The organism is Ferdinandcohnia sp. GQ5 (assembly GCF_059759275.1).
On the sequence record NZ_JCAXEW010000001.1, the window covers coordinates 391,140 to 407,718 of the forward strand.

10 protein-coding genes and 2 pseudogenes are annotated in these 16,579 nt (G+C 37.2%); 5 read left to right on the plus strand and 7 right to left on the minus strand.

Annotation, left to right across the window (positions count from 1 at the left end; all coding sequences use genetic code 11):
- A complete protein-coding gene (locus tag AC6CHV_RS01805) occupies window positions 1–204 on the minus strand; it encodes a hypothetical protein (RefSeq protein WP_121446070.1) in 204 nt (67 codons plus the stop codon).
- Window positions 205–434: 230 nt separating this feature from the next.
- Here AC6CHV_RS01805 and AC6CHV_RS01810 point away from each other — a divergent pair, with 230 nt between their 5' ends.
- Complete coding sequence (locus tag AC6CHV_RS01810) at window positions 435–1,058, plus strand: LysE family translocator (RefSeq protein WP_341331545.1); 624 nt, start codon at window positions 435–437, stop codon at window positions 1,056–1,058.
- A 161-nt stretch (window positions 1,059–1,219) separates the two neighbouring features.
- Here AC6CHV_RS01810 and AC6CHV_RS01815 read toward each other — a convergent pair.
- The 3 genes and pseudogenes from AC6CHV_RS01815 to AC6CHV_RS01825 all read right to left on the minus strand — a co-directional run bounded on the left by AC6CHV_RS01815 (window position 1,220) and on the right by AC6CHV_RS01825 (window position 2,790).
- A pseudogene (locus AC6CHV_RS01815) lies at window positions 1,220–1,884 on the minus strand (HAD family hydrolase).
- Between the two features lie 89 nt (window positions 1,885–1,973).
- A complete protein-coding gene (locus tag AC6CHV_RS01820; protein WP_121446068.1) occupies window positions 1,974–2,429 on the minus strand; it encodes an SRPBCC family protein in 456 nt (151 codons plus the stop codon).
- 157 nt (window positions 2,430–2,586) lie between these two features.
- Entirely contained in the window at window positions 2,587–2,790 is a 204-nt protein-coding gene (locus tag AC6CHV_RS01825) for a nucleic acid-binding protein (protein ID WP_121446067.1), read from the minus strand.
- Window positions 2,791–3,601: 811 nt separating this feature from the next.
- Here AC6CHV_RS01825 and AC6CHV_RS01830 point away from each other — a divergent pair.
- The 3 genes from AC6CHV_RS01830 (at window position 3,602) to katG (ending at window position 9,206) form a co-directional block, all read left to right on the plus strand.
- Window positions 3,602–3,922 carry an ArsR/SmtB family transcription factor gene (locus AC6CHV_RS01830; protein ID WP_121446066.1) on the plus strand — a complete coding sequence of 107 codons (321 nt, stop codon included), beginning with the start codon at window positions 3,602–3,604 and terminating at the stop codon, window positions 3,920–3,922.
- A 13-nt stretch (window positions 3,923–3,935) separates the two neighbouring features.
- Entirely contained in the window at window positions 3,936–6,401 is a 2,466-nt protein-coding gene (locus AC6CHV_RS01835; RefSeq protein WP_121446065.1) for a heavy metal translocating P-type ATPase, read from the plus strand.
- 588 nt (window positions 6,402–6,989) lie between these two features.
- Window positions 6,990–9,206 carry a catalase/peroxidase HPI gene (gene katG / locus AC6CHV_RS01840; protein ID WP_121446064.1) on the plus strand — a complete coding sequence of 739 codons (2,217 nt, stop codon included), beginning with the start codon at window positions 6,990–6,992 and terminating at the stop codon, window positions 9,204–9,206.
- A 68-nt stretch (window positions 9,207–9,274) separates the two neighbouring features.
- Here katG and AC6CHV_RS01845 read toward each other — a convergent pair whose 3' ends face one another.
- The 3 genes and pseudogenes from AC6CHV_RS01845 to AC6CHV_RS01855 all read right to left on the minus strand — a co-directional run bounded on the left by AC6CHV_RS01845 (window position 9,275) and on the right by AC6CHV_RS01855 (window position 14,871).
- Window positions 9,275–13,060: a PDDEXK-like endonuclease domain-containing protein gene (locus AC6CHV_RS01845; protein ID WP_498077965.1), complete on the minus strand. Its 3,786-nt coding sequence runs from the start codon at window positions 13,058–13,060 to the stop codon at window positions 9,275–9,277.
- A 758-nt stretch (window positions 13,061–13,818) separates the two neighbouring features.
- Window positions 13,819–14,238, minus strand: a pseudogene (gene pgoN / locus AC6CHV_RS01850) (glyoxal/methylglyoxal reductase); the annotation flags it as partial.
- 57 nt (window positions 14,239–14,295) lie between these two features.
- Window positions 14,296–14,871 carry a recombinase family protein gene (locus AC6CHV_RS01855; RefSeq protein WP_066417344.1) on the minus strand — a complete coding sequence of 192 codons (576 nt, stop codon included), beginning with the start codon at window positions 14,869–14,871 and terminating at the stop codon, window positions 14,296–14,298.
- A gap of 637 nt (window positions 14,872–15,508) precedes the next feature.
- Between AC6CHV_RS01855 and AC6CHV_RS01860 the strand changes: the two genes are divergently transcribed.
- Window positions 15,509–16,462, plus strand: a complete 954-nt coding sequence (locus tag AC6CHV_RS01860) for a zinc-binding dehydrogenase (RefSeq protein WP_066417341.1) — start codon at window positions 15,509–15,511, stop codon at window positions 16,460–16,462.
- Window positions 16,463–16,579 lie beyond the last annotated feature (117 nt).

Sequence of the window (16,579 nt, forward strand, 5' to 3'; positions counted from 1 at the left end):
TTACCCTGACTTCCTCTTATGACCTTTACGCTTGTCATATTCACTCCAAGCTAAAAAGCATAACCCAGCTAAAAATGTAAATGTGCTAATGTTTATAATAGTTCCCGAAACCGATGCGCCACCAATGAATTCACCAATCCACTTAAAACCAATCAAAATGACTGAAATCCCTATAAAGGATATGCCAATGCTTCTTTTTGCCAAACGACCCACTCCCTAGAATCATTTCCATAAATCGATCCATTCCAATACTATCCATATTTTAACATAAATACCCATAAAATAAATAAGATTCAAATAATTCACGATACAAATACTTGGATAGTATCCCACTCTTATATTACTTTTCAGAAAAATCTCGGTAAACTTATTTTCATTAACCTAACTCAACGGAGTTATGTTAATATTAATCTTAAAAAATTGGAGGGATAAACGTGGATTTTCTTTCTATACTATCTTTTTTAAGTGCTGCAATCATTCTTACTCTGATGCCAGGTCCAGATAATTTGTTCACGTTGGCACAGAGTCTAGCAAAAGGAAAAAAGGCAGGTATCTTTACGACACTTGGGCTTTGTACAGGATTACTAGTACATATTACAGCTGCAACGATTGGAATTTCAGCTTTAATTTATCAGTCTGCATTTGCATTTACGGTCGTCAAATATGCAGGCGCAGCCTATTTGTTATTCTTAGCCTATAAGTCTTTCAAAGAAAAAGATACGGATCTTATACTTAAAAACGAGGACACTTTAGACTATAAATCTCTATACAAAAAAGGGGTTATTATGAACCTACTAAATCCTAAGGTGTCTTTGTTTTTCCTAGCCTTCTTTCCACAATTTATTAACTATGAAAATGGTCATGTTTCATTGCAAATGCTTGTCTACGGCATCCTTTTTCTAATCCAAACTTTGGTTATTTTCTCGTTAATCAGTATCTTTGCTGGGAAAGTAGGGACATTTTTACGTAAAAACCCAACAATCTCTAAAAAGATCAACTATATTCAAGGTTCATTATTCACCTTAATTGGATTAAAAATTGCTTTTAGCAAGGAATAATCGATACTAATTGCACTAAAATAAAACACAAAAATAAGCAATGTCTAATATGTAGTGACATTGCTTTTGTGTGAATTTATTTTTATTTAAACCCTATTCCTAATAAACTAGATGGCAGGGTATCTACAATATAAACATTGATCGCTACTACCATAAGTTTACTAAGTGTTTATTTTATCTATAATCAAAGGCAATTCAGATAAATCGTTAATGATAAAATCAGCTTCAACAGTAGTCCATTGAAGATCTTTTTTCCAAATCGCTTTTATCCCGACACTTTTTGCAGCTTTCACATCATTTACAGGATGGTCCCCAATAAATATGCATTGATTAGGTGAAACATTAAGTTGGTCCAACGCTCTTATAAAATTTTAGGATCTGGTTTTCTTATTTCTTCCCATTCAGATACTAAAATCGTGTCAAAATACTTCTCTATACCAAGTGCCTTTATATTGTCCATCTGAAACTGCCCTTTTCCATTTGTAATGATTCCTAACATAATGTTCCTTCTTTTTAATTCCCTTAACATATTTATAAGATTAGGAAAAGGAACGCAATTATTTTTAAACTCACATATATAATCTTGAAGTAATTCCTCCCACGTAATATCACGAATCTCATATTCATGTATTAATTGTTGAAACACCTTATCTTTCCATACATACCCACGATTGTCTAATTCTATAAATCTCGTAACATATTTCTCTCTTGGAATATGACCAACAAATTTTTTCAACCTATTATATTGTGCATTTATAAACATATAAACTGATTCATCTCTATTCAGTAATGTTCCATCTAAATCGAAAATAGCAGCCTTAATCATCTTCATTTTAACCCTCCCAATATAAATAAAAATTTAATCAAAAAAGGCATTAATTTTTCTTAGATTAATGCACACATTAGTTGATAAAGCTAATTTACATTCTCTGCAATTCTTTTTAGTTCTTTTGCACGAGAAATGATAAAGTTTGTCATATACTTTTCCAAAAATAACTTATCTGCAATAACTCCAAGTGGACCAAAAGGTGACTTATACTCAAATGTATCAATCATTAGAGTCCCACCTTTTTCTTCTTTGAATTGATGGGTATGAGTAAAGGAACGAAAAGCTCCTTTCACCATACTATCAACAAACATGATAGGCTTTTCCATTTGAGTTACTTTTGCTGTTAGCCTTTGTCTAATACCAAAGTGAGTAGCTTCCCAAGTAACAGTATCGCCAATAGTTAATAGCCCTTGTGTAATTCCATCGACAGCTTTTTCTTTAGTTTTAGCAGTAGTTTCAATATGTATATCAACGTTTCTTGCAAGGTCAAAGCATACCTCCACAGGTGCTTGGATAAATTGCTTATGCTTTATAATAGGCATTTCCTATCCCCTTTTTAAGAATTATTTATTCAACCCTACTGCCCCGCAGCTATATAATTTCAACAAAATTTGCGTTAATCCGTCTTGGACTTTCGTGTCGGTTACTTCCATAATAGTAATCGGTATTAAGGAGTGTCTATCTTAGCTTTAAAACCTATTACTGATTAAATTCTTTAAAATCATCAATGTATAGAGCTACATAGCCACAATTGGGACACACTGAAGCTTTTGTTTTTGCCGAAATATTGTTGAAAAGTCCTTTCCTTTTTTGACTTATTTTTAGTCCAGCAATATCACCCTCAACAGTCACTTTACAATCCTCTATCATTTCAGTTTGACATTGAATACATATTCTTTTCATCTCTAAAGCCCCCTATTTCAATAAAATTTTTAATGTGTGAACTTCGATTATTTTAGGATGTTTTCGCAAACTTTGTTGTTTTTTATATCGTTGGCTTCCGCTTCAGGTGGACGCTTTCCACGGGCGTGGCTTGATCCTCCTCAACGAAATGTGGAAGCGGCTTGCACAGAAACGAGAAAATTGGCCGACTAAAGCGCCTCGTCCTGTGGCGAAGTCGGCACTAGCACGTCGTGTGCGTCGGAGACTCCGACAAAGAGGCTTATTTTGCCTCTGAAGGAGGAGTTGAAATTTCTCGAGTTTCTAGCCGCTGAAACTGGACACGTCGCTGCCGCTCCTGCGGGGTCTCAAGTCTCACGCTTTTCCCGCTGGACATTAAATTTGCTTCTTTGAAATAACCCACGCACGAAGAAAATGTGAATACATTTTCGAGGAGTCGCCACCTTACGCTCCTATCATCTAGTTTTGCCTTTATTACCCGAAAGAACAATCTTTTAGAAAAGAGCCTTTATTTTAAAATATTTATATATTTTTACCTACCGGATCACCACCAAAATTGGTCATTTACTGGTCTTCCCCATTTTTTAAACGATCGATATCTCTTTATATTTTCTATATAGATTGAATAAGTCCTTTTAAAACCAGAACCTTATTGTGAAACTTGCTTAATTTTTTTGGAGAATATGTAGTATTCAAATACCTTTCAAATTGACACAATCCATTTTTTTAAAGTTTTGACACACGTATTAGAGGTTGCTAATATGATACTAACAGAACGTATTAGTGAATTCTAATATGATTAGGGGGAAATGTTTTGCTGCAAACAGATATTGATACGAAAGTTAAATTTCTTAGAGGATTTGCTGATAAAACACGTATCCAAATTCTTGTAAGTATAAAAGACCAAGAAAAAGCGGTCTCTCAGATTGTGGATGACCTTAAAGGGAATCAATCTAATATTTCACAGCATTTAGCATGTTTAAAGGGTTGTGGTCTCATAGTCGGGAGACAAGAAGGAAAATACGTTTATTACAGCTTACGTAATGATCAAGTTCGTGATTTATTAATGATGTTTAATACCGTATTTGAAGACGTGCAGAATGATGTTGCTTGTTGTGACCGTCACATAGATTAGGGAGTTGGAGTTAATGGCTGATAAATGTTGTGGTTCGACTGAAAAAACCGCAGTTGCGGGTACGGAAAACACATCTTGTTGCAGTAGCAATAACAAAGACAAAAGTTTAGAGGCAATTAGTTGTTGCAGTAGTAATATTGATGACAAACCTCAAGAATCACTTGCTTCTATTAGTGAAAAGGCAGAGTTCCGCATTCACGGTATGGATTGTCCTTCATGTGCCTTGACAATTGAAAAAGGATTAAGTGGTTTGCGAGATATTCAAGAAGTTAAAGTAAACTATAATACTGCTAAATTACAAATAGTCGGTAATAACAGTGCCTCATTTGACCAAGTGGAAAGTGAAGTACAAAAACTAGGATATGGTATTGAACCACTACTCAAAAACAAAAATGTAAGAATCTTCAACGTTGAAGGAATGGATTGTGGAAGTTGCGCGAAAAGTATTGAAAACCACTTGAACACCATCCCTGCAGTAAAAGGTGTAAGTGTGAATTTTTCAACTGGCAAAATGAAAATTGAACATGATAACAGTGTTGATGATATCATTTCTGAAGTTTCTAAAATAGGTTATAAAGCTTCAGTGTTTACTAGTAAAATATCAAATGAATCACCTAAACCCTTAAGTGTTAATGGTGGGATTATATTCTCTGGAATAATGATTGCTCTAGGATTTATTGGATCCTTTACAGGCATCTCTACCCTATTCACAACACTTATGTATGCAGTTGCAATGCTTATAAGTGGGTATAAACCTGTAAAAAGTGCCTATTATTCAATTAAAAGTCGTTCATTAGATATGAATGTCCTCATGTCTACTGCGGCGATTGGCGCTGCCCTAATTGGAGAATGGTTAGAAGGTGCAACCGTTGTATGGTTATTCGCATTAGGAACCACTCTTCAGAATATGTCGATTGAAAAAACAAGAAACTCCATTCGAAATTTAATGGACCTGGCTCCTTCTGAAGCCTTTGTAAAAGTAGGATTAGATCTCATCAAAAAACCAGTTGAAGAGGTTTCGATTGGTGATATTTTGATCGTAAAACCTGGAGATAAGATCCCACTAGACGGTGAAATTGTACTAGGTGAGTCCAGTGTAAATCAAGCACCGATCACAGGAGAATCGATTCCAGTCGATAAAGAAATTGGAGATACTGTCTATGCAGGAACAATAAATGAAAGTGGTTCACTTGAGGTAAAAGTAACTAAGTTGGTGGAAGATACAACAATCGCTAAAATTATTCACTTAGTGGAAGAAGCTCAGGAGCAAAAAGCTCCAACACAAGCATTTGTTGATCGATTTGCGAGTATCTATACTCCGATTGTGTTTATTCTAGCATTAGTCGTCATGGTTCTTCCTCCACTACTAGATTTTGGAAGCTGGGCTGAATGGTTCTACAGAGGACTTGAATTATTAGTAGTTGCTTGCCCCTGCGCCTTAGTGATTTCAACACCTGTTGCAATCGTATCTGCCATAGGAAATGCAGCAAAGAATGGTGTATTGATCAAAGGCGGTACGTTCTTAGAAAAAGCTGGTGCTATTACTGCCATAGCCTTCGATAAAACAGGTACGTTAACAGAAGGTAAACCAAAGGTATCTGAAATAATTACCCTAGATACGGATGACGATCAGCTATTGTCAATTGCTTTGACATTAGAAGAATACTCGACACACCCAATCGCAAAAAGCATTGTGGAATATGCCCAGGCTAAAGGAATACAACCCAGAAATGGTGAATTATTTAAGAACATTGTCGGTAAAGGAGTACAAGCAACTCTTGATGGAGAACTCTATTACGCTGGGAATCTAAAATTATTTGAAGAAAAGAATGTAACGTTAGGGAATATAACCGAAACTGTTCAACGACTTCAGAATCAAGGTAAAACAGTCGTAATGATCGGTACAGAAACTAAAATAATCGGTATTATTGCTGTTGCTGATACGATTCGACAGACTACTGTAAAAGCATTAAGAGGATTAAAACAGGCTGGGATTAACGAGGTTTTCATGTTAACCGGTGATAATGAAGGCACAGCTAAAATGATTTCAAAGGAAGCGAATGTCTGCCGTTATTTTGCTGACCTTCTACCAGAAGACAAGGTTACGGCCATCAAACAATTGCAAAGTGAAGGCTATAAGGTAGCTATGGTTGGAGACGGAATAAATGATGCACCTGCTCTTGCTACTGCTGATCTAGGAATTGCTATGGGTGGTGCTGGAACTGACACAGCGATGGAAACTGCTGACATTGTCTTAATGGCAGACAATCTTGAAAAACTTCCATATACGGTAAAACTAAGTAGAAAAGCATTGACAATCATTAAGCAAAACATTTGGTTCTCATTAATCGTCAAATTTGTGGCTCTAGCTCTAATCTTCCCTGGTTTGTTAACACTTTGGCTAGCAGTATTAAGTGATACCGGAGCTGCAATCATTGTGATCTTAAATGCTTTACGACTTTTAAAAGTCAAAGAATAATCGTTGAAGTAGTTCAGATAACGTGGGGTTCAACATCACAGGATAAATAATATACGGATTAGTAATATAAAATACAATGTAAATAAACCACAAGGGATTTTCCAACCCCAAGCTTTTTACTAGGATGTTAATACTTATATGCTATTACAATGTTTCTCCAAAGCATCGGATCTAGCATGTATAATTAAACTACCTTCAGACTGAATCATTTATGATTTGGTCTTTTTTTACAATAAAGTGTTAATGCTGATTCTTAAAAACACACCCCTTAGGCTTAAAACTTGCCTTTCCCTATTCACTTTCATTATAATTGAAATATACAAAATATTTCGTTACTAGTTTCATATGTTCGTTACAACAATTTACCCTCCCCTATGTTAAGACTTCATTGTTTCGATACATCTATCTATCATAATTCGCTTTATTACTTAATATACTTTTCCTGATGTTCTAGAAATCTAATATTCTATATTTCATTCAACTATGACTAGTGTAACAATGTCGTTTTATTTATTAGTAACATCTTAGTTTCTTAAACTAGATGAAATAATAAATTTACTAATTATTCACGAAGGAGAGATGTAAGTAATGGAAACTAAAGGCAATGGCAACATCACAGGATGCCCGTTTCATGGGGCTGCTACTAGTAACAAAACGAGTGGTACTACGAATCGAGATTGGTGGCCAAATGCATTAAATTTAAATATTCTCCACCAGCACGATACAAAATCAAATCCTATGGGAGAAGACTTTGATTACGCAGAGGAATTTAAAAAGTTGGATTATGATGCCCTAAAGCAAGATCTTCGTAATCTCATGAAAGAAAGTCAAGATTGGTGGCCAGCCGACTATGGACATTATGGTCCAATGTTTATTCGTATGTCTTGGCATGCTGCTGGTACATACCGTGTTGGGGATGGTAGAGGTGGCGGTGGAACGGGTAACCAACGTTTTGCACCACTAAACAGTTGGCCAGATAATGTTCTACTTGATCGAGCACGACGCCTTCTATGGCCGATTAAGCAAAAGTATGGGAATAAGATCTCCTGGGCAGACTTGCTTGTTTTAGCAGGAAATGTCGCGATTGAAGATATGGGTGGCCCTACAATTGGATTTGGCGCAGGACGCGCAGACATTTGGCAACCTGAAGAAGATGTTTATTGGGGAACTGAAACAGAATGGCTTGGTGAAAATCGTTACTCTGGCGAACGTGAACTTGAGAATCCGCTTGCTGCTGTTCAAATGGGACTTATTTATGTCAATCCAGAAGGTCCAGATGGGAAACCAGATCCAATTGCAAGTGCGAAAGACATTCGTGAAACCTTTGCTCGCATGGGAATGAATGATGAAGAAACGGTTGCACTTATAGCTGGAGGTCATACATTTGGTAAAGCACACGGTGCAGGAGATCCAAGTAAGGTTGGTCCAGAGCCTGAAGCTGCTCCAATTGAAGCAATGGGCTTAGGTTGGCAAAGTTCTCATGGCAAAGGGTATGGCCGTGACACCATCGGCAGTGGAATTGAAGGTGCTTGGACTGCGAATCCGACGCAGTGGGACAATGGATACTTCGATCTTTTATTTGGATATGAATGGTGGCTAACGAAAAGTCCTGCAGGCGCATGGCAATGGCTTATAGTAGACCCTGCTGAAGAGCATCTTGCACCAGATGTAGAAGACCCTTCTATTAAGGTTCCAACAATGATGACCACTGCAGATATGGCATTACGTCATGACCGGGAATACGAGAAAATTTCTCGCCGATTCCATCAGAATCCAGATGAGTTTGCTGATGTATTTGCTCGTGCATGGTTCAAACTTCTACATCGTGACATGGGTCCTAAGTCAAGATATCTTGGTCCAGAGGTTCCAGAAGAAGATTTCATCTGGCAAGATCCTGTACCAGCTGGAAACGCTGAATTAACAGATGCTGAAATCGCAGAGATTAAGGCAAAAATCCTAGAATCTGGACTAACAGTCAGTAAGCTTGTGACAACGGCTTGGGCTTCTGCAAGCACGTACCGCGGCTCTGATCATCGCGGTGGTGCAAATGGAGCACGCATCCGCCTAGCACCACAGAAGGATTGGGAAGTAAACCAACCGGAACAACTTGCACAAGTGCTCCAAGTATTAGAAGGCATAAAAGAAGATTTAGATATCGATATCAGTCTGGCTGATTTGATTGTTCTTGGCGGAAGTGCTGCAATCGAAAAGGCTGCACAAGATGCAGGTTTTGATGTAACGGTTCCATTTGCTCCTGGGCGAGGTGATGCAACACTAGAGGAAACAGATGTAGAAAGCTTTGACGTACTAGAACCTGTCGCTGATGGCTTCCGTAATTATCAAAAGAAACAGTATAGTGTAAGCCCAGAAGAGCTTCTTATTGATAAGGCTCAACTTCTTGGTCTTACTGCCCCAGAAATGACGGTTCTTATTGGTGGATTGCGCGTTCTCGGTACGAACTACGGTGGCACCCAGCACGGTGTATTCACTGAGCGTGTTGGCCAACTTACAAATGATTTCTTTGTTAACTTGCTCGACATGGGTGTCGCATGGAACCCTGCAGGAGAAAACGTCTATGAAGGCCGCAATCGCAAAACAGGCGAAGTTGTCCGTACAGCTACAAGAGTAGACCTTGTATTTGGTTCAAACTCTGTTTTACGTGCCATTGCTGAAGTTTACGCACAAGACGATAACAAAGAGAAATTTGTAAAAGACTTTGTTGCTGCCTGGGTAAAGGTAATGAATGCGGATCGCTTTGACCTGAAATCTGCTGAAAAGAAGAAAGCTCAACTAACAAGTAAATAATTGTTGAAAATATCAAACCCCTTCTGTGAAACCACACAGAAGGGTGTTTTTAGGACAGCTGCCCCCCACTACATCATTTGTTGGACTTTTTGATGGTATTTTTCTTTCTCTAGGATTTCTTTGATGAGTTGGTCGACTTCTTCGAGTTCAGCGCTTGGGTTTTTCCACCAGTTTCGGCTCCATATCCGGTGAATCGTCCACCCTTTGTTTTCAAGGAATTTTTGTCGGTACACATCTCTTTCTTTCGCAGATGGTGAGCTATGATACATCGCCCCGTCACATTCAATTCCGAGAATATACCTCGATTCATTTTCTGGATGCACAACCGCTAAGTCAATTCGATAATTGGACATGCCGACTTGCGTATCGACTTTATATCCCATTTCCGTTAATTGTTCATACACTTGTGTTTCAAATGGTGAATCAAAATGAAGTGCCTTCTCTTGTCGCTGAGTATTCATCTCTTCATTCAATTCTGAAAGCACAGCTCCGATTCTCTCCTTCTGTAGATTCGAAACAGCCTGCGCGTACTCTAGATAACTTTTGAAATACTTTGGTCCAACATTTTTCGTTTTCGATACATCCAGTTCATTTGGCTCAATACTGGATACAACATATATCGCTTCTTTTGAACGAGTTACCGCCACATTCAGACGGTTTTCTCCCCCCTGCTGTCCTAGCGGACCAAATCGATTATAGACTCTGCCATTTTCGGCTTTCGCATATCCAACGGAAAAGATGATGATATCCCGCTCGTCACCCTGTACGTTTTCGATATTTTTCACAAAAATTTGTTCATCTAAATCCTTCCCCATGACCTGATGATACAGGGTATTAAATTCTTCATCTTCCTCGGCAAGTGTATCTATATAATCAAGAATCTTATCCTGTTGTTTCGCGTTAAAAGTAATGATCCCAATTGAACGCGACGCATCCTTTTGAAGTAAGTCTTTCAGTAAGAGGACGACTTCTTTTGCTTCCACCTCATTACATTGATTAATCCACTTGCCATCGACTTTTCGCCATTGAATAGCTGCTGGATTCTTGAGATGTTCCACATTTGGAGCGATTTGAATATTGCCATTGTAATAGGCATGGTTTGAAAAATTAATCAATTCCTCAGATTTAGAACGATAATGCCATTGTAGCATTTTACTAGGAAACACTCGTTTTGCTAAATTTAGAAGACTTTCTGAAATTACCATATCGTCCTCATCAACATCATCTTCATCAATTTGGATACCGCCCTTAAACAGATTACTTGGAGGTAATTGCTTTTCATCCCCGGCAATAATGACTTTAGATGCCCTGTAGACAGATGGAATTCCATTTTCAACTGTTAATTGTGAGGCTTCATCAAAAATAACCAGATCAAACAAATCCTTGCCTAACGGAAATATCGCCGATGCAGTCTCAGGCGAGACAAGCCAAACGGGTAACACATCTAATAATCCGTCTTGAGCATATTTTTTTACAAGCTTTCGAACTGGCCATATTTGTCGCTTCTTTCCAGTTTGGTAGATGATGTCCTTTATTGCTTTAGAATGCTGTTCCTTCACTGATTCAAGGGCTTTAATTAAGCGATTTTGCAAAACTTTAGCTGAAAGTTCTTTCTTTTCTTCTAAAAGATCCTTAAACCTTGAGCGTAATCGGTGAAACTCTTCCGTTCCAATCTTTGTCAGTTCTGGATGCTTACGTTCAATTTCATCAATCCAGTAAATATAGGCAGATTGCTTAGTATTTTCAACCCACTCTTTCGCAAGTTCACGGTTAAGCTGGTCTTTACTTTTATCCTTTAATTCATCAATGAGCGACTTGACAAAAGGCATACTCTCAACATAGATTCTGTCCATATTGCGAAGGTCATCAAAATCCTGAATCACATATTCCTGCTGTTTTTGGAATTCGGGTAATGGAATATCCCCTTTCGAAATTTGCTCCTTATATTTCTGCAACTTTTCATCCTTAAAATATGGAGATAACTGTTTCATTTCGTTCGCCATGTCAGTTGACACATTTGAAAGTTCATACAGGATTCGTAAACTTTCCCTAAGCTTTGGCCACTCTGTCGAAGATAAGCCCTTAAATTTGTCGCCTACGATTAATTCTTCAACAATCGTTTTTCCTGTAAAGGAAGTCCACCACCAAAGTCTTAGTTTCTGAAGTGTCTTTTTCTCCTGAGGATTTAAGTCCTCATATATTTTTTCGAGTTTACCGCCAACCTCCCAGCTATACTCCGGAGTAATCTCGTCCTTTTCAAAATGTTCTAGGTATGTAATGCTTTTCTCAGCCTTCTCAGTGACCTTCTTATGAATCTCAACAATGGTCAAACGGTCCTTTATTTCGAGTTTTGCAAACGATTTACGGTCTTTTAGTGGATAGTTTTCCTGTCCAAATCGGCTAAAATAATCACCATATGAAAAGATGGTTGTTAAGACTTCTTCTAAATTATTCTTATTTAAGTCATTAATCACAGCCGTTAAGTTAAGAATGACGTCTTGTTGATTAACCGGTTTACCAAGACCGTACAAGTCGTAAGCTCGATATCCATGAGGTTGTGCTTCATACAATCCCTTTGCAATTGCATCCAGCTTTTGCTCACATTTTTCAATTTTTTGTGAAAGTTGTTCATATTGAACCTCTAGTTCTTGTACAAATTCATCTTTTACTAACCGATTATGAAGCTTTCGGTAAAGACTAGTACGGTCCGTTTTTTCATCATGTAATAGACTTACACTCGCTGAAAGCCCTAAGCTGTCGAGTCTTTGATAAACCACATCTAATGCCGCACGTTTTTGACAGACTAATAATACCTTCTTTTTATCAGCAATCGCATTCGCAATCATGTTAACAATGACCTGTGATTTTCCCGTACCGGGTGGCCCATGAACGACCATGCCTTCGATCTCTTCAATCGAATTGATGATTTCCTCCTGGGATGCATCCGTATCAAGGACAAAAAACTTTTCCTTTTCATCTTTTTGGACTGTTTCAACTGATTTCGATTGACATTCACCGAGATTATCGGTTGTAAAGGCAGAGGAAGATACTTCCCCAACATTCATCAATTCCCCTGCTAATCCAAAATCAGAAACGCCGTCTTCCATTTGTTGCAGGAAGTCCTCATAGTCTTTTAAAATAGCCGAGTTTCCTTGTGGAAAATGACCGAGAATCGCATAATTATCTAATTGAAACTCTCCCTTTTTAAAGGATGGGATGAGGTCAGAAGTCAGATTTTGAAAGGATTCAAGATCTTGAGCATTTGACCAGTTGATATTAATGTTGTATTTTTTTAGCCACGTTAACCATCCTAGAAAATTCATTTGAGAAGATTGTTCAACTGCCTCATCATACATCTCATCAGGTACATAGAAATTGCTCATTTTTTGCATCGCTAAAAAGAGTGGGCGATTTAACATTGGCTCGGAATCTTCCATTGGATGAAGAACCCATTTTGTTCCATGTTCTTTAACCCTTTCTAACTTTACAGAATGGAGGAACAAAGGAGCCCGTATGTACGTTCCATCAAGCATCGCACCACTTATGAACGGATAGCCGATATATAAATCATATAATCCTGTTTCGTCCTCGATCGATTTTAAATTCCGATAAAGGGTTGTCAATTTCCCAGACAAAAGTAGAGATTCTTCTTCATTTACATTCTGTTTCACTAGTTCAACGTTTCGACTATTTTTAATCAGCGCATCTAAGATATCTTGAGGATTTTTATTGAGTTTACCTACTTCGCTTATATCAAAATTCCATTTGTTATATATCTTTAACATACGAATGGACCGATTCCGCCGACTAATGTCATTCAACCGATCCTTTAAAATCGTTAATTTCTCTTTCAATTTAGATCACCTTATTTTTCAGTTCGTTCAAATACATAGTTTCATTATATACTTCTTTTTGCAAGAATATTTCATCAAGATGGGAAATTGTGGCTGTTTTGAGGAAATGGTATAAAAAGCTCAGGGCATATGCTCTGAGCTTTTTTTGCTATTTTAGTTTAGGAATCTATTCCATTCAATCTTCGGCCGACGTATTTTTTCCACCAAATATTGTATTCCATATAATATATAAGCTTTGTAATGTATATATAGAAAGAACTGAATATAGGATAGCCGATGTAAACGGAGGATTTTAATTTTTTTGAGAAAAGGCATGAACAAAAACGCAAAAACTGCATGAGCGATTGTATTCAGCAACACATACATTTTAAAATTTCCAAACGAAAATCGAAGGAGCCAGATCGACACTGGAAAATATGGCCCAATGTCAAAAGGTAGTTCATCCCTTAGAAATGATTTTGGCTTATCATAAAACACCCAAAATTTCCGTTTATGTCCAATTATATGATTTAAAATTTCAAATATAGTTATGATAATACTTGCTAACGAATACCGTTTGATGCGGTGCTTACCTACTAATAGTAAAGATAACCACGGAATAATGATCATCGCTAAGTTAAATACGACGTGACGTCTTGATGCCATAAGTGAATTTCACCTCGACCTGGATTATTTATACTATCTTAAAATGTCCAGATTTGAAAATAAAATCCAATTATTATTAGCATAGATATTTCTGATTTATTATTTCTTATAAATCAAAAGTCAAAATTATCTGGGTCTGGCCCTACGCGAAGATTTTGATTCAGTCCATGAATAACATCCATTTCCTCATTCGTTAATTCAAAATCAAAAACATTTGCATTTTCGATAATTCGATGTTCTTTTGTAGACTTTGGAATGGTTACCACTTCGTTTTGCAGATCCCATCGTAAAATTATTTGTGCAACTGATTTATTATGCTTCCGCGCAATTTCATGCAGTATATCATTATCTAGCAATTGGCCCTGCATTAATGGTGACCATGCTTCAAGTTGGATACCATTTCGCTTACAAAACTCATGTAAATCATTTTGAGATAATCGTGGATGATATTCTACTTGATTGATCATAGGTTTAATTTCAGCATCTTTCATGAGTTCTTCAAGATGGTGAATTTGAAAATTACTAACCCCTATGGGGTACGGAAACGATTCGAGGATTGAGGGGCCACACAGGGAATAATTTACATTCTATTATTCACCCTCTTTTTCCTCCATTTCCTTTAGCTTGCGATAAAACGCTGCCTGACTAACCTTTGTAATGGCACATATCTCCTTTACCGTTTTATCTGTTGTCTCTCGTAATTCAATGGCATGGTTCATTCCTGGATGTTTATCCGTATATTTTTTTACTCTTCCTCGATATTTGCCCTTTTGCTTGGCCAATTTAATCCCAGAACGTTGCTTCTCTTTAATCATTTCTCGATCTAGCTCACTAAATGCTGCCATTACAGTTAAAAAGAATTTACCAGTAGGTGTCCTTGTATCAATTCCTAAATTAAGGATAACAAAGTGGATGTTCCTTTCACGAAGCTGTTCAACCAGTTGCAGCAACTGAACAGTGTTTCGACCAAGACGATCCATTCGAGTCACAACTAAAGTATCACCAGTAGCAATTTTGGAAAGAAGTTCGTCCAATTGTTGCTTCTGTTTAGAAACACCACTAATTTTTTCCTTTACAATTTCATCTACTCCAAATTTTGTGAGTTTTTCAACTTGGGTATCAAGGTTTTGGTCTTGTGCACTTACCCGTGCGTATCCATAGATCATATTTCGTCCTCTTTTAATATGTATTTTTGATAGGTGTTATTGAGAGTCTATCAAGCTAATGATATCAAGGAACCAAAATTATATCAATAGGGTGTACCTTATTGATAAGAAATGGATGATTGGTTTTTACCGTTCAGTCCATAAATTATTACTTTACTCCAGAAAAAACACCCTATGCATAAAGAAAGAGTGGAATTCTTATTGAGATGTGCCCGATCATGAAAGAAATTAATTTTAAAAGGTTTTCCTTTACAAATTAAGAAAGGATATGTATGACAATTTTATAACCGTAATCGGGTCTTCATAATTATCAAAACCATACAATAATCAACAAGAAATTGATAACCTGTTGAATAGCTGTTGATTGACAATAAAGTTATTTAAAACTGCAAATCCTGTTATTCCATTAATTACGGATTGTGGAGGAGATCCACTGAAGATAATTGGGAATTTATGACAAAATATAAAGAGGGTTATGAAATAATCTAATTAAAAGAGGTTAATGGAACAAGAATGTTCCAAAATATATAGGGGGCCAAGTTCTGTTAAAGAATACTCAACTTTTGGCAGAACCTCCTTATGCATCTTATGCGTTAATATACGGTATTATATAAGTAAAACAATTGGAGGCGATTGTATGAAAGGCTGGCTATTTTCAGGTACAAATAAACCACTAGAATTAATTGAAAAAGAAGATCCACAAGCGATTCCAGGTCACGTTGTGATAGATGTGAAAGCTGCTGGTTTATGCCATTCGGACGTTGCAGCATTACAAGATCCGGGTTGGATGCCACTTTTCCCAAATGGTCCTGTTATTATGGGGCATGAGTTTGCCGGGGTAGTTATTGAAGTGGGTGAAGGTGTAGAAGATATTAAAGTTGGAGACCGCGTCGGGGCTAACCCAATGAATAGAGAAACAAAAGTAACTGCTGGGTATACCTATGACGGCGGGTATGCAGAAAAAGTACGTGTACCTGCAGCTCAATGCGTAATCATTCCTGAAGGCGTTTCCTTTGTAGAAGGAGCTGCTTCAACAGATGCAGGTATCACAGCTTATCGAGCTCTCTTCAGTATTGGACAAGCAAAAGAAGGTACAAAATTAGGAATTATCGGTATCGGTGGACTTGGTCAGTTTGCATTGCAAATGGCGTTGATTAAAGGTTGCGAAGTGTACGCTACTGATGTTTCTCCAGAAGCTCGAAAACTTGCTGAAGAACTAGGGGCTAATAAAGTTTTCGATACTATTCTAGATATGAAAGAAGCGGAATGTGACGTTATTGTTGACTTTGCTGGTTTTGGACAAACAACTGCAGATGCACTGGAAGCTGTAAGAGCACAAGGAACTGTTGTAATTGTTGGTATGGGTAAATTAGAATCCAATATCAATACTTATTTAATGATTACAAAAGAAATTAAGCTTCTAGGAAGTAATGGTGGGTCAGTAGAAGACTTAAAGGGTGTATATGATTGCTTCTCTACTGGAAAAATGAGTCCAACTCTTATCACAATCCCATTTGAAGAGATCGACAAAGGCTTAGAAAAACTCAAAAATCATGAAGTAAAAGGCCGTTTAGTAGCCGTATTTGAATAAATATAAGTTTTCTTTGTAACAAAGGTTGGGACAAAACTCTCCTCTGAAATGAAATAGCCTGTGAAATTTTACAACAAGGAAAATTTCACAGGCTTTCATATTTTTAAAATAAAATTA